The sequence below is a fragment of the Pseudomonas sp. S2_A10 genome (assembly GCF_054668465.1).
In genome coordinates, this window is sequence record NZ_CP162773.1 from 3,108,065 (window position 1) to 3,123,175 (window position 15,111).

11 protein-coding genes and 1 pseudogene are annotated in these 15,111 nt (G+C 55.8%); 2 read left to right on the plus strand and 10 right to left on the minus strand.

The genetic code is table 11. From position 1 onward, the window contains the following. Positions 1 to 3 precede the first annotated feature (3 nt). Positions 4 to 1,632, minus strand: a complete 1,629-nt coding sequence (locus AB4N41_RS13925; RefSeq protein WP_056783133.1) for a glucan biosynthesis protein D — start codon at positions 1,630 to 1,632, stop codon at positions 4 to 6. A 403-nt stretch (positions 1,633 to 2,035) separates the two neighbouring features. Between AB4N41_RS13925 and AB4N41_RS13930 the strand changes: the two genes are divergently transcribed. Next, positions 2,036 to 2,221, plus strand: a complete 186-nt coding sequence (locus tag AB4N41_RS13930) for a hypothetical protein (protein WP_041478186.1) — start codon at positions 2,036 to 2,038, stop codon at positions 2,219 to 2,221. Between the two features lie 179 nt (positions 2,222 to 2,400). Then, positions 2,401 to 3,123 carry a tellurite resistance TerB family protein gene (locus AB4N41_RS13935; RefSeq protein ID WP_095180453.1) on the plus strand — a complete coding sequence of 241 codons (723 nt, stop codon included), beginning with the start codon at positions 2,401 to 2,403 and terminating at the stop codon, positions 3,121 to 3,123. Between the two features lie 124 nt (positions 3,124 to 3,247). On the opposite strand, the gene AB4N41_RS13940 is transcribed toward AB4N41_RS13935, so the two are convergent. The 9 genes and pseudogenes from AB4N41_RS13940 to AB4N41_RS13980 all read right to left on the minus strand — a co-directional run bounded on the left by AB4N41_RS13940 (position 3,248) and on the right by AB4N41_RS13980 (position 15,060). Further along, positions 3,248 to 3,592, minus strand: a complete 345-nt coding sequence (locus tag AB4N41_RS13940) for a hypothetical protein (protein ID WP_071174496.1) — start codon at positions 3,590 to 3,592, stop codon at positions 3,248 to 3,250. A gap of 185 nt (positions 3,593 to 3,777) precedes the next feature. After that, a complete protein-coding gene (locus AB4N41_RS13945; RefSeq protein ID WP_241089686.1) occupies positions 3,778 to 3,987 on the minus strand; it encodes a barstar family protein in 210 nt (69 codons plus the stop codon). A 178-nt stretch (positions 3,988 to 4,165) separates the two neighbouring features. After that, complete coding sequence (locus tag AB4N41_RS13950; RefSeq protein ID WP_460137837.1) at positions 4,166 to 5,350, minus strand: hypothetical protein; 1,185 nt, start codon at positions 5,348 to 5,350, stop codon at positions 4,166 to 4,168. Positions 5,351 to 5,389: 39 nt separating this feature from the next. Next, entirely contained in the window at positions 5,390 to 5,680 is a 291-nt protein-coding gene (locus AB4N41_RS13955; RefSeq protein WP_041478181.1) for a hypothetical protein, read from the minus strand. Beyond that, positions 5,680 to 7,307: pseudogene (locus AB4N41_RS13960) on the minus strand (RHS repeat-associated core domain-containing protein); the annotation flags it as partial. The gene AB4N41_RS13955 and the pseudogene AB4N41_RS13960, both read right to left, overlap by 1 nt. Positions 7,308 to 7,329: 22 nt before the next feature. Continuing rightward, positions 7,330 to 7,632, minus strand: a complete 303-nt coding sequence (locus AB4N41_RS13965) for a hypothetical protein (RefSeq protein WP_041478175.1) — start codon at positions 7,630 to 7,632, stop codon at positions 7,330 to 7,332. 3 nt (positions 7,633 to 7,635) lie between these two features. Continuing rightward, positions 7,636 to 12,291: an RHS repeat-associated core domain-containing protein gene (locus AB4N41_RS13970; RefSeq protein WP_353956564.1), complete on the minus strand. Its 4,656-nt coding sequence runs from the start codon at positions 12,289 to 12,291 to the stop codon at positions 7,636 to 7,638. Continuing rightward, on the minus strand, positions 12,291 to 13,028 hold the full coding sequence (locus AB4N41_RS13975; RefSeq protein WP_252877502.1) for a DUF4123 domain-containing protein: 738 nt from the start codon (positions 13,026 to 13,028) through the stop codon (positions 12,291 to 12,293). Before AB4N41_RS13975 ends, AB4N41_RS13970 begins: the two co-directional genes overlap by 1 nt. Further along, positions 13,018 to 15,060 carry a type VI secretion system Vgr family protein gene (locus AB4N41_RS13980; protein ID WP_252877503.1) on the minus strand — a complete coding sequence of 681 codons (2,043 nt, stop codon included), beginning with the start codon at positions 15,058 to 15,060 and terminating at the stop codon, positions 13,018 to 13,020. Before AB4N41_RS13980 ends, AB4N41_RS13975 begins: the two co-directional genes overlap by 11 nt. Positions 15,061 to 15,111: the final 51 nt, after the last annotated feature.

The following is a 15,111-nucleotide window of genomic DNA, read 5'->3' on the forward strand; positions in this document are numbered from 1 at the left end:
ACCTCAAGGGTATTTACGCTTGTCCGGGGTCGGCGGGAAATACTGGTACAGCCAGGTCTCGCTCAACGTGCGGTCATTGGTGCGAATGAACAGGCGCAGTTCCACTGGCTCGACACTGTCATTGGTCGGATACCAATCGAACAGAATCCGGTAGCCCTTGATGTCATCCAGCACCAGCACGCTGAAGTCCTGCACCTTGCCGTTGGAACAGGTAATCACTGGCTCGATTCCGGTGCCCTGTGGCAGGCGCTCGAGGCCGCCACCGGTGAAGTCCACGGCAAAGCGCCGCGCCCAGACCGGCGGGTAGTGCTCACCCGGCGCCCAGCCCTCGGTGAAGCCGCCCATGCCTGAACGCGTTGCGTGCACCCGTGCCAGTGGCGTGCCGACCGGTGGCAGGGCGCTCCAGTACAGCTTGTACCCGTAGTTCAGCGAATCACCGGCAGCCACGGGTTTCTTCGGCGTCCAGAAGGCGACGATGTTATCCAGCGTCTCGCCGGTCGTAGGAATTTCCAGCAGATCGATAGAGCCTTCGCCCCAGGCGGTCGTTGGTTCAACCCACAGGCTCGGGCGCTTGCTGTACCAGTCGACAGTGTCCTGATAGTTGGCGAATTCATGGTCGGTCTGCACCAGGCCGAAACCCTTCGGGTCCTTGTCGGCAAATGCATTGAATTGCAGCGTCGCCGGGTTGTTCAACGGCCGGCAGATCCACTCGCCATTGCCGCGCCACATTGCCAGGCGATCGGAGTCGTGAATCTGCGGATGAATGGTGTCGCACATGCGCCGTTCGTGGGTGCCGCAGCTGAACATGCTCGTCATTGGCGCCACGCCGAGTTGTTCGATGGTGGTACGAGCATTGATGTGCGCGTCGATTTCCATGACCACGCGCTCGGCCTGGCAATCGATGTCGAAGCGATAGGCGCCGGTCGCGCTCGGCGAGTCGAGCAGGGCGTAGACCACAAAACGCGTGGCGTTCTTGTCAGGCGTCTCGAACCAGAACTTGGTGAAGTCGGGAAACTCTTCGCGTTTCTTCGCGTAAGTGTCGATGGCCAGGCCGCGCGCGGAAAGGCCATATTGGCCAGTGGCATCGACCGCACGGAAATAGCTGGCGCCCAGAAACGACACCACGTCATGCCGATCCAGCTCCGGCGCCTTGAACAGTTTGAAGCCGGCAAAACCCAGGTCGCCCTTGAGCTGCTGGGTGTCGACCGAAGTGTTCTCGTAATTGAACAGCGCCGGACGGAAATGCACCTCGCGCGCCATGCGCGTCTTCGGATCAACGCTGTACATGCGCACCGGTTGACGGAAACCCATGCCGACGTGGAAGAACTGCACGTCCAGCTGACCTTTGTTTTCCTTCCACAAGGAATGCTCGCCGTCGTAGCGGATCGCGTTGAAATTTTGCGGAGTCATGGTCGCCAGGGTTGGCGGCAACACCTGTTTCGTATCCTGATAGGCACTGCCGGCGAGCTGCTTGGCCTGACGCTTCAACGCCTCGAAATCGAAGGCCTGGGCCTCGCCATCGGCGGCGCCGCCATTGGCTGCCCAAGCGCGGGCGGCCAACAGGCCCGACGCGGAAAGACCGGTATAGGCCGCAATGGCCATGGACGCTTTGAGCAAATTCCTGCGGTGCATAAATACAACCTGTCGTGTGCAATCCAGCGCCGTTCCTGGCACCTGTCGGATCGGAAATTACGGTTCGGTCATGCCTTCGGCCAAACGCAACGGACTATAAACAGATGCCCGCTAGCTTAATCGGTTCGATTGTCGGGCAAAAAGGCTTGTTTGCGTTGCGTCACCTGGCAATGAAACAAGACATGTCTGTAATTTTTCTGACAGGGCTCTCTGATTTAGAGGGCATATCTGCTTTTTTCGATTAATTACTCTAAAAACCGCTTTTCAACGCCGATTTAATTCCTATTCTATGGGCAAGACCGGATACAAGCCTTCGTGCCGGCGGGGCACACGACGCTGCTCGAAGAGGCAGGGCGATGTGAGGTTCAGCAGTTTCTTGACTCAATAGAGAAGGACATCGTCCATGGCAAAAATACAGAGCATCACCGAAATGTTGGGCATCTTCCCTTGCTTGGGCGGCGGGCGCAGAAGACGCCGCCTCAATTCCGAGGAATTGAAACTTGTGGAGCGTTATCGGGAGCTGTCAGAGAGCGACCGGATCGCCATGCGCTATTTGGTGGATGCGATGCGGAGTGTTTCGCGATTCTAAGGGGGAGGGGGAGAAGGGGGCAGGCCGAGAGGCCTGCCCCTTTTCAATTGCGTAACGCTCGAAACATGCCCTTCTGAGTGGCGAGCAACATCTCGAAGCACACTCACGGGGCGGGTTGGGGCACTTTCGAACTAGGCTGAGGGCCTTAGATCCGGATAACCCTTGTTTGGAGACGGAACATGAACACCCGTGGATTGCTCGATCAACTGCTCAAGTCCGGGCAGGAAATGCTGCAGAACAAGACTGGTGGCGCTTCCAACAAGTCGGCTGCCAGCGGACTGGGCGGTTTGCTCGGTGGCTCGTCTGGCTCCAGCGGCCTCGGCGGCCTGCTGTCCGGCGCGGGCGGCGGCGCATTGGCCGCGGGCGCGATGGGCCTGCTGCTCGGCAATAAAAAGGTCCGCAAGGTCGGCGGCAAAGTCGCCATCTACGGCGGCCTCGCCGCGCTGGGCGTACTGGCCTACAAGGCCTACGGCAACTACAACGCCCAAAAAGGCAGCGCACCACAACGCGAACCACAAACGCTCGACCGCCTGCCACCCGCGCAAGTCGAAGAACACAGTCAGGCGATCCTCAAAGCCCTGGTCGCCGCCGCCAAGGCCGACGGCCACATCGACGAGCGCGAGCGCGAACTGATCGAAGGCGAATTCACCAAACTCGACAACGACCAGGAACTGCAACACTGGCTCCACGCCGAACTCAACAAACCCCTCGACCCCACCGACGTCGCCCGCGCGGCGAGCACGCCGGAAATGGCGGCGGAGATGTACATCGCCAGTGTGATGCTGGTGGATGAGGAGAATTTTATGGAGAAGAGCTATCTGGATGAACTGGCACGGCAGTTGAAGCTGGAGCCGGGGTTGAAGGTGGAGTTGGAGAGGCAGGTGCGGTTGGCGGCAGATTGATTCTATGGGGTGAGAAATCGCAGTGTTGTGCTGCGATTTTTCCTGTGTCGCTTATTGAGGCGTCAATACAGATTTAGCTCGGAAAGCCGTTTTTAATCTTTTTGATTCGTGAACAATGATGTAATCAAGCCTCAATCATAAAATCTTCAATTCTTTCAATGAATTCGATTTTGCTTTTGGTTCTGAATTCACCTAGAAACTTTTCGGAGTTTTTGATTGGCTCACCTCTTCTATCGTATTCGATCGTTAGCATATCAATCACAAATTCTCCGTCGGGATCCCCTTCGGGCTCGACTCTCGTGTCAAAGCAATGGCCGGTACTCTGGCGGACTCCTCCGATCAGTACCGAACTAGAGAACCAGTTGCAAGTCTCCGGTGTCAGCTCCACCTCAAAGAGATTGTTGATTGTTATTGTCCAGCCGCTTGGTACTCTGATAGGTTGGAGCTTGTATTCGAGTTTTGATCTCATTGGGTCTCTTCAAATCTTTGCATTCGTGAATACTTTGCTCTGATCATTCAAACGATAATCGTGCTTACTGCAGCGTTGAACAAGTGCGCTGGCAAGTATCAATTTTTTTTACTTTAATTTGTATTCGAGTTTTTCATCTAAACCCAGGGATATGTCCTGATTTTTTGTTCGCTCAAATATAAATATTATTTTTTAAAAGTTTCGCCCATGCTTTGTTCAGATTCTTTCGAATTTTTCCATACTATTTCAATCGGACGCTCCACGTCCGTACTGAGCAAATCCCACAGAGAATTTAGGTTGTTTCCATAGTACTGAGCCCAAGAAAATGCAGAAGCTATCCGCTTGTGGAAATCCTGCTCGGAAGAAATGGATAGGCCGTCAAGTTCAATTATCATTCAGGTTATTTCCACTTTCCTATTGGGCTGACAGCGCCCATCCGCTCTGAGCAGCCTGCCTTAAGAAAAGGGGACAGATTTATATTCAGTTTGAAGAAAGAAATCTGTCCTCTTTTACTCAGTCCCTTTTGCTCAGAAGACAAAGCGACCACATGATCGCTCTGTCTTCAGAGATGAATTAGACCTCCTGCCGCCAAGCGGAAAACGTGATCACTGTGCCGGCTTCTTTTCTATTGGTGATTTCTACTTTATAGGTACCACCATTGATGCGGCCTTCAACGAGCGCTTTGCGCTCGTTGCCGCTGACTTCGGCGTCCTTTGCATGTTGCTGATAGAAGTCGATAACATCCGCGTATTCGGTAAAAGTCCTGAGAATGACCTCATATTCATGCTGAGGGCGTCCGGCTATTTTGTCCCAGTCACCGTCAATTGACGTGCCCTCCATACCCGGTGTCGTAAAGACACCGTGAGCGCCGGCGCCAATCAAGTGAGCTCGCTGCGGAAGCAACGGCAGCATCGCTTTTGGAAAATCAGAAGGTAATTGAGCCGCAGTCCAGGCTCCCTGTTTCGGCTGAGTCACGATGTACTCAACGTGGGCAATCTTCTGCGCAGCGGCTCGGCGTTCTGGATCGTCACTCTCCGCCCACAGCGCCATCATAGGAGGCAGTTGCTTACTCCAGGGGATCAAAGCATCGGCGTCAGACTTGCCGGCGCCTTCTGGCTGGAAAATAGTCAGCACGGTTTCCGGCGCATCGTTACAAGTCAATGGTTCCTCGCGAGACTTGACGGTGCAGTGGCCATTGACCAGTCCTACGGCGAGCAACTGCCCCTTGTCGTCCAGCAGCAATGCGGCGCGCTCGAACCCGTTGTTACCGTCGTCCATGGCAGTGATCATTTTTCTGCCGGGAGGGACACCATCAACAAAAGTCGACATTTCTGAGTCGAGCGCTTCAAGAACCTGCTGCACGATCATCGTATTGTCATTGGTGTAACTTCCGGTTTGGTAGCCAAAAAAATCAACGAGTGCAGAACGAACCGCCGGGTCTTGGTTGAGCTTGTGAGCCCGTTCTGGACTGGCTTCGTTTGTAAGCAACAAGACAGTTGTGCCGTCGGGACGTTGTTCGGATCGTAGTGACAGCGCGATTGCGCTTAGGGAGAAGGTAAGGGCTAGAAGCAAGGTGAGAGTGCGGCTTAAGTGTTTCAAGATAACAGTCCTTTGATTATTTAATCCGTGAGAGTGGTCGCAGAGATTTGATCTGGTGATTATGCGTTGAGCATAAGTTTTCTGTTTTTCATTATTCTTGAATGGGGGGTTTAAGTTGACAGTCGCCTTGAAGGTTTCAGTGACGTGTTTTTCACGCATATCAGGCGGCTCAGCAGATTTCTTCGTACAGCTAAGCATTCAAGGCTTCCAGAATTCAATTCCCTCCACATGACGCTCTATGTCATCCATGTCATCCTCGCCAAGAGTTGAGTCAAAGTTTTTGCTGATAATTGTTCTGATTTTTGCTAGTCGCTGAGTTACGTTTTCATTGTCAATGAACTCGGTTGTAGCTTTTCGATATTCTTCAACCGGTTTGTCGCTATAGTAACTTCCCATTTTATGTAGGGAAATCATGATGAATTCAATATTTGCGAGTGCTTCCAGAGCATCTTCGCCAGTCAGTATGATTTTCTTGTTTTTTTCTAACATTATTTTCTCCGAGTAAAAGTTGGGTTCTCTAATTTTAAGTTTCCTTTAATGGTCAGCTCCATAGTTCCATACCTAGGGTTTTTAACCCATTCGAGCTGCGAGTCAGGTACGTCTGTCTCAATGTAATCCCGGCCGCGGCCTCTGCCAATTTGGTATTTTTCTTCAGCATCAAGCTGGCTCAGCGGCTTCTTGTTGGCGGGTTCGACGTAAACACGATTGTTATCCTGAGCTTGGATTACACCATCGCTTTCGATACCAGTAGAGCCTTTTCTGTTGGTGTAGTGCCGGACACGAGTAGTACTTTCTCCGCGAGGGACGGGGGAAGGTGCCGCTGGTTCGCCTTCGTTGACCTTGGCTTTTTCGGAAGGGTTACCGATATCGCCCTTAGATTTAGCTTTCTTCTGTGGACATTCGCTACTCAACCCCAAAGGATCCACCCACCCAGTAGGGTTAGGCACGTACTGGTAGCTATTCAACCCGCCCGCAAGCTTGATCGGATCCGGCGTCAAGAACCGGCCAGTCCCCGGATTGTAGTAGCGGTGGCGGTTGTAATGTAAGCCTGTCTCGGCGTCGAAATACTGACCCTGAAAACGCAGCGGGTTATCGATTTCGTTGACGTCCAGCGCGGCGAGGTTGCCATAGGCGCGGTACTTCGCCGACCACATGATCTCGCCGCTGTAGTCGGTCAGTTCCTGCGGCGTGCCGAGGTGGTCGAGTTGGTAATAGAACGGGGCCGCTTTTAGCGGGCCTTCGCCGTCGAGCATTGCCAAGGGTCGGAAGCTGCCCGGTTCGTAGATATAGCTGCGGTAGCGGTTCTTGGCGCTTTCGGCGATGAGGCGTTCGCCTTGCCAGAGGAATTCAGTGGTGTGGCCGTCGACGGTTTTCTCGATGCGGCGGCCGAAGGCGTCGTATTTGTAAGATGCGGTGCTGCCTCCCGGCAGGCTGACGCCAATCAGGCGGTGTTGGCAGTCGTAGCGGTATTCGGTGATGAGCTTTTGGCCGGTGCCGCGACGCTCGCGGATCAGATTGCCGTAGGCGTCGTAATCGTAATGGCGGTCGCCTTGTATCAGCAGGCGATTGCCTTTGACGTTGGCGAGGTTGGCTGCGGGCAGGTCATTCTGGCCGAGGAGGTTGCCTGCCGGGTCATGGGCGAAGCTCTCTGGTATGGCGCCGCGTACGCTGATCAGGCGATCCAGTGGATCGTAGTGATAGCTGCGGTTGCCTTTGCGGCTGTCGTTAATGCCGGCGAGGTTGCCGTTGGCATCGTAGTTGTAGCGACGCTGGAACAGGTGCTTGTCCCGCTGGCTCACGCTGTGCGCTTGCAGGCGGCCCTGTTCATCGTATTGGTATTGGCTGAGTAACAGACCTTGCTGGCGCTGTTGTTCGCGACCGGCGTTGAACTGGTGGCTGGTCAGGCGTGAGCCATTGAGGTCGATGCTGCTCAGGCGTCCACCGGACAAATGACGGTAATCGAGCGTGCAGCCATCCGGCAGACGGCAGTGGCTAAGTTGGCCGACGCTGTCGTATTCGTAGCGCAAGGAGCCCCAGACTTGGTGTTCCTCGATGAGTTGGTCTGCAAGTCATATTTATAGGCGAAAGGCTAACGACCGTCGTCGACGCTGGCTAGTCAACGCGAGCTCGTCGATCCATTAAATTTTTACTTTATTCAATGTATGGTCTAACGCTTTTTCAAGATCGGCCCAGGTTTTGGCCGTTTCGGTGTATATAGGCGATGCCCAATTTTGATTTGCTATTAATGAGATTCTGAAGGCGCCGTGTTCACTGAATTCGGGATACCAACCAATGTCTATTGTTTGCTCGTGCGGGAGTAGCGCTTGCAAAAGATCCTCCCTTAATTCATCTGTAATGAGCGAAATATCCGATCCGACTAGGCTGGATATTTCGTCAAAAGTTATCTTGCCACCAAGTTTTTTTATGTTTTCAAGATTCATAAATCATTTCTTCTTTTTCGTTAGTTTTCTAAACGATTCTTCTGATATTGGATGTCCATGTATTGTGTTTGCACTTAACTCCACTCTCATGTACTGAGTTTCTTTTCCGTCATTGGCGCCTATGGTTTTTCCCATGTCAATTACTTTCCATGGTTTTCCGTTGTTAACATCTTGACCATTTGCAAACGCGTGCCGCTCTAACGCTTCAATGTCCGTGCCGGGTAGATATTTAGCTGCACCTCCATTAGCGGTCGATTTTACAACAGATGGCCAAGGAGCCTTAGGCGCCACATGTTTATTGCCATGATTTGTCCATTGAACGTCGGGAGGAGGCGGGGCTCCATCGCTTACCCTGGCTTTTCCTTCAGGTATTTCAGCGCTTTGCCCCGGAACGCATTTATCTCCGCCTGGACAAGTATTCAACCCTAGGGGATCCACCCACCCCGTAGGGTTAGGCACGTACTGGTAGCTATTCAACCCACCCGCAAGCTTGATCGGATCCGGGGTCAAAAACCGTCCAGTCCCAGGATTGTAATAGCGGTGGCGGTTGTAATGTAACCCTGTCTCGGCGTCGAAATACTGCCCTTGAAAACGCAGCGGATTATCGATCTCGCTGATGTCCAGCGCAGCGAGGTTGCCGTAGGCGCGGTATTTTGCCGACCACATGATTTCGCCGCTGTAGTCGGTGAGTTCCTGCGGTGTGCCGAGGTGGTCGAGTTGGTAATAGAACGGGGCCGCTTTTAGCGGGCCTTCGCCGTCGAGCATTGCCAATGGGCGGAAGCTGCCCGGTTCGTAGATGTAGCTGCGATAACGATTTTCTGCGCTTTCGGCGATCAATCGTTCGCCTTGCCAGAGGAATTCAGTGGTATGGCCGTCGACGGTTTTCTCGATGCGGCGGCCGAAGGCGTCGTATTTGTAAGATGCGGTGCTGCCTCCCGGCAGGCTGACGCCGATTAAGCGGTGTTGGCAATCGTAGCGGTATTCGGTGACGAGTTTTTGTCCGGTGCCGCGACTTTCACGGGTCAGGTTGCCATAGGCGTCGTAATCGTAGTGGCGGTCGCCTTGCATGAGCAGGCGATTGCCTTTGACGTTGGCGAGATTCGCAACGGGCAGGTCATTTTGTCCGAGGAGGTTGCCTGCCGGGTCATGGGCGAAGCTCTCTGGTATGGCGCCGCGCACGCTGATCAGGCGATCCAGCGGGTCGTAGTGATAGCTGCGGTTGCCTTTGCGGCTGTCGTCGATTCCGGCGAGGTTGCCGTTGGCGTCGTAGTTGTAGCGACGCTGGAACAGGTGCTTGTCCCGTTGGCTAACGCTGTGCGCTTGCAGACGGCCCTGTTCGTCGTATTGGTACTGGCTGAGCAGCAAGCCTTGTTGGCGCTGTTGTTCGCGGCCGGCACTGAACTGGTGGCTGGTCAGGCGCGAGCCGTTGAGGTCGATGCTGCTGAGTTGCCCGCCAGGCTGGTGGCGGTAATCGAGTTTGCTGCCATCGGGCAAGCGGCAGTGCTTGAGCTGGCCGACGCTGTCGTATTCGTAGCGCAGAGTGCCCCAGCCCTGGTGTTCTTCGATGAGTCGGTCTTGCAAATCGTATTTATAGGCGAGCGGCCAATGACCGTCATCGACATTGACAAGGCGACCGAGCGCATCGTAGCTGTAATGAATCTCGTCACCATCGGGCAGCGTCTTGACCAGCAAGCGGCCTGCGGCATCACGCTGGTATTCGGTCACCAGTTCACTACCGTCGTCACCGAACTCGGTTTTCTTCAGTAGTTGGCCGTTCAGGTCGTACTCGTAGGCAGTCCGACGACCATCGAAGCCTGTTTCCTGTTGGATCAGGCCGTTGGCGTAGTAATCGAGGTGGTAATGCTCGCCGCGCTCGTTTTCAATTTCAGTGAGCAGCAGGCGCGAGTTGTCGTAGCGATAGCGCAGTTGGCTGCCGTCGGGATTGATGCGGCGGCTGACGAGGTGCAGGTTGTCAGCGTATTCGTAGCGGGTGATACGGCCGAGCTCGTCGCGTTCGGCGGTGACTCGACCGTATGCGTTGTATGTAAATGCCCGTGTTGCTCCACCGGGCAAAGTAATTTGTGCCAGGCGATTCGCGGCATCCCATTTGAAGTGCGTGATGGCACCGTTTTCGTCCTGACGTGTGATCTGCCGGCCGAGTGCGTCGTAACGGTATTTGCGCTGACTACCATCGGGCAGGCGCTCTTCCAGAAGCTGGCCGAGACTATTCCAGCCCAACTGGTGCCGGCTGCCATCGGGCAGGCCGATTTCCTGCAGGCGGCCCCGACGGTCATAGCTGTAGTAGGTGGTGTTGCCTTCTGGATCTGTCTGTTGGGTGATATCGCCTTGATTGTTGCGCTGATATTTCCAGACTGCTTTACCGCGAACAACCTTACTTACGAACCCACGGCTGTACTCGTAGCCGGTTGGTTCGTCTTCTGGAGGTATGACTGCGACCAGGTGCCCTGATTCGCTGTATCGGTATTCGGTGATAGCTCCGAGCGGATTTTGCTCTGCGATCAGGCGTCCCTTTTCGTCATATGCCTTGAGATTTTCGGCTCCGTCCGGATCAATTTGAGCAACCAGTCGGGCTTGGTCGTCGTGGGTGTATATCTCTTCGCTACCGTCTGCGTTCGTGACAGTGACACTTCCCTTATCATCCCAAACGTAGCGAGTATCCATCTGCGAGAAGTTCGCCCAGTGATGAATACAGCGTGCAGATTTGCCCTCTCTTTCCCATTCCCAGTAGAAGCTGGCACCTCCGGCTAGACGGCGCTCGAGAATGACGTTTTGATCGTTATAGGCGTAACGCTCGGCTTCTCCAGCGGCGTTTTTCGCTTCAATCAAGCGGTGTTGCGAGTCGTAGGCATAACTGATTATCGTCTGGACAGTGGTCCATCCGTCTTCCAGATTGTCTGCTGGTGTGAACTGTTGATAGTCGACCGCCACAATATGCGTGCGATCGTAGCGCAACAGCAAGGCACGACCGGCACCATTGTCGATACGTTTGATCCGACTGTGAATATCGCGCGTGACATGAAGGCGGTTGTCGTATTTGTCACTGATGGCTATCAGTGTTGCGCCTTTGCGATCGTAGCGGAAGTGATAGAACTGAGCATGCTCACCAGCCTGAGTGAGAATAAGTTCTGATGGATCGTCCCCGATGAAGATGGCTGCTTCCGAGAGGCTATTGGTTATCGCCGGGCGTTGGATGCTTGGAAGTGGGAAGGTGATCACCCGGTTTTCATGATCGGTCCATACCACTTCATCGACGTTGATTTCTAACCGCTGTGCTAACGCGTGGCTCCAGCCAAAACCCAGCCCACAATCGATTTCCGCTGCGCTGGTTCTATAGAGACGAGTCCAGCTAAATGGTACAGCCCCTCCGAGCTCTCCATCGGTCAGCGTCAGTAGCTCTTCGCCAGTGACCATGGAGACCGGGCAGCCGTTAGTGCAAGTGTTCTTTGCGCAAGTTGCGCTTTTTTCATCTGGGGTCTTGGATTGTGCAGGGGCATCGTGCCGGGTTTTCGGGGTTTCGACGGTGGTCACACGCTTCCCATCAAAACGCAACTCGGAAATCCCGTTTCTGACCTTTGCCGTTATCCCTCGGGCCGCCACAGCGGTGTACTTGGCGACATACTCCATAAAACCGTTGATGATCTTGAACACCGACTTCACGAAGCCGATCACAGCCTTGATGACAAGCTCTCCGTACTTCTTCAGTCGGGCCGCAAGGTAGATGACGCCGGTACCTTCGGCCGCGATGGTCAATACCACGCCGATCACGATGTCGATCGCAATGCCTACGACAATGGCCGTGGTCATCTTCGCTACGTCGCCCGCCATCTTCATCGGCGGCAAGCCCGCGAGCCAGATCACCGCACTGCGCACCAGCAAAAACAAAGCCGCCTCGTCGCTGGCCAGCAACATGGCCTTTTTCATGATGTCCGGCGAGCTCTTGGCGACTTTGATCAGCTCGTCTGCGCCAGCGCCGAGATCCTTGGCGAATTTCTTCGGATCCTGGAGGATATCGAGCACAAGGCTGATGCCGTCCCACACACCCTTGATGGCCTCCCAGCCACCTTCAAGAATGCCGTTGCCGATGGCCATGGCTGTGCCGGAGGTCGAAAGATTCGACCATTGCGGTTTGAAGCCGGCCCATTCCTTGCGCAGGAAACCTTCAAGGTCCGCAGTCACGCCGCTGTAAGAACTGAAGAGGGCGTCGATCTGCGCCGGGGTCACTTCGTTATGGACGCGAATCGTGTAGAACTTGCCGGGCACACCGCCGGTCCATGCGGCTTTGCCTTGGGCGTCGAGTTTGACCTTGCTGACAGCACCACCGTCCACGGCCACGATTTCGACTTCGATATCGCCGACGGGAATGTCGTAAACCGATTCGAATTTGCTCTCGATCAGCAACGGACCCTTGAGCGGACATTGAGCCACGTTCGAGGTGAAGTTACCGTCGGTCATGCTCACCGTTTTACTGGTGTTGCCCGCCTTGATGATACGCTCCATGCCCAATAAGGACGGCATGTCCGCGGCACGGCTACCCTTGTCGAGAGCCTGTGCGTACCAGGTTTTTGTTTGTTCCTGATACAGCTTCAGACTGTCCTTGAAGGTGTTCAGTTGGTTGTCAACAAAGGCAACGCGATCCATCAGCCTTGCTCCAGAATCAGGTGGCTTATCAATGCTTCTTTAAGATTTTGCGGCGCATCCGGGCGGCGCACGAAGCGGGTGATTTTCAGCTTCAGATTGTTCTCGGGCCATGCGGTGTAGAGGTCCGGGCGGTCTTCTTCCAGCCATTGCATCAGGTTGCTGACCAGCGTCGCCGGATTGCCCTTGCTCAACCCCTCCAACAACCCCTTCGGCACCTCCCACCACGGCCAGTCCCTGACCTTCGGCACCACTCGCGTGCCCACTTCCAGCGCCTGCCCATTGATCAGATACCGCTCAAACACCGGCAGCACTTCTCCAGCCTTCTCCCCAAGCCCCCGCAGAATCGGATAAATATGCCGCCCATCCCAAAACCGGAAAAACACCTCGGTGCCATCCGGCATTTTCACCTGCGTCAGGCTGCGCAGGTGTTCGAACACTTCGTTCGGTTCTGAACGCGACACCGCCAGCCAGCCCCAGTCGAGGGCGTCGGTTTCGGCGATCCAGGGCAGGAAAGCGGAGTTGGCTTTGAGTTCGGTGAGGTAGGGCATCACCGGTTGCCAGGTGGAGTAGGGCGTGCCGCCCCAGATCGGGATGAGCTGGGCGGTGGGTTCGGTGAGGTACAGGGTTTTCAGGGCGTCTGCATCGCTGGCCGCGCTGATGATCAGGTACAACCGCTCGCCACTTTGCAGCGGTTGTTGCGCCAGCCAGTCCTTGGGGGTGATTCGTTCAGATGGCACAGGCACCTGCCTTGCATTTTTCGCATTCTTCACAGAACGGCGCGTTACGTTTTAGGGTGTTGATCTGCGCCGGGGTCAGGACCTGGCCGGCCTTGTCGGCGTCGGCCTGTTTGAGGATGCCGGGCATCAATGGCGCGGCGCCCGTACCAACGCCCGGGCTACCCCCGGAGTTCATGTTGATCACCGGCCCGCTCAGGGTCACGCCGCCAGCATCGATCTTGATGAAGCTGCCGCCACCCACCAAGGTCAGCTCCGCACCAGCCTCCATCACTACCTTCATGCCACTGCTAAGGTGGATTTCCTGGCCGGCGTCGATGAACTGGCCGGTGCCGATCTTGATGTGCTGATTCACGCCGACGGTGAGGTGGTCGTTGGCGCGGGTTTCGACTTTGCGGTCGGCGTAGACGGTGTGGTGTTCTTCGGCCTTGAATTCGCTGTAGCTGTTCTGTTCGACGGTGTCGTGGCGTTCGTTGCCGACGCGGATTTTCTGGTCGTGCTCGATGTTCTCGTCCCAGTCGCGCTGGGCGTGCAGATAGATCTGTTCCTGACCTTTCTTGTCTTCGATGCGCAGTTCGTTGTAGCCGCCACCACCCATGGAACTCAGGGTCTTGAAGGTGCTGCGGGTCTTGTTTGCCGGCAGTGGATAGGGGACGGTGTTTTCCTTGTGGTACAGGCAGCCGCTGATCAAGGGCTGATCGGGGTCGCCTTCAAGGAACGTGACGAGCACTTCCATGCCAATGCGCGGGATGGCGATGCCGCCGTACTGGGCGCCGGCCCAGGCGCTGGAGATGCGCAGCCAGCAACTGGTCTTGTCGTCGGCCTGGCCTTCGCGGTCCCAGTGGAATTGGACTTTGACCCGGCCGTATTCGTCGCAGTGGATTTCTTCACCTTTCGGGCCGGTGACCACCGCGCTCTGGCTGCCGAGGATGCGCGGTTTCGGGTGGCGTAGCGGCGGGCGATTGGGCACGTCCCACGGCGTGGCCTGGAAGCGGTTGCGGTAGCCCTGGTGGAAATCGTCTTTCAGCGCGGTGGTGTCGCTGGTCACCGACTCTTCGAGCACCTGCGGCTGCTTGCCTTCATGCAGCACTTCGGTGAGCAGCCAGAGGTCGTTCCACTTGGCTTTCGGGTGTTCGGTCAGGGCGAGGAAATGGCCGCTGACCAGCAGTGGCTGATCACTCTTGCCTTCGGCGAGCTGGAAGTCGCTGCGGTGGCGTTCGAGGGCGCGTTTGGCCAGATGCTTGCCGCGCTCGCGGTCGATGAAGCGGCCCGGGTAATCGTAGTCTTCGAGGTCGGGCAGGGCGTCGCCACGGTTTTCGCTTTCCAGGGTCAGACGCGGTTTTTCGAAGTCGTAGTCGCGACGGGTGGTGCGGCTGGTGCGGGTTTCCAGGCGCAGGTCGAAACGCTTGATCACCGGGTTGCTGGCGACCATGCCGGAGTCTTGCTGATAGGGCACCGGCTTGAGCTTCGGGAACACCGTCTGGTCGTCGCCGAACACCAACTTGTGCGCGTTGGCGCTGTGCTGGAAGTGGAAGTGAATGCCTTCTTCCTCGCACAGGCGCTGGATGAAGTGCAGATCCGACTCGTCGTATTGCACGCAGTAGATGCGCTCGGGATAGATCGAGCCGGTCTTGAATTCGTAGGCGTTGCCTTGGATGCCGTGCTCTTCCAGCACTTGGCCGATGATTTTCGGCACGCTGAGGTTCTGGAAGATGCGCTGGTTGATGCGGTGCGCGAGGTAAGCCAGTTGTGGGCGCAGCGTCACCGAATAACGGGTCAGACGCTTGCCGGAATCGCCTTGCGCGGCGCGGTAGATCTGGCCATGGATGCCGCTGCCGTCAGGCGACAGCTGCAGAAAGGCCGGTTTGTGCAGCAGGGTTTCGAGGTCCAGCGACGGCTGCTCACTGACCAGCTCCACCTCGAACACAAAAGGCTGGCTGATGGCTTCCCGGCCGGTGAGGGTAAACACCTGAAAGTCGGCGGAAAGCCCTTCGATGGTCAGGGCAAAGTGGGTTTCATTGGCCGGCGCGAACATCCCTTGTTCCTCGTGCTGTACAGCGGCGCTCGTCGACGGCCGCAAAAAAGC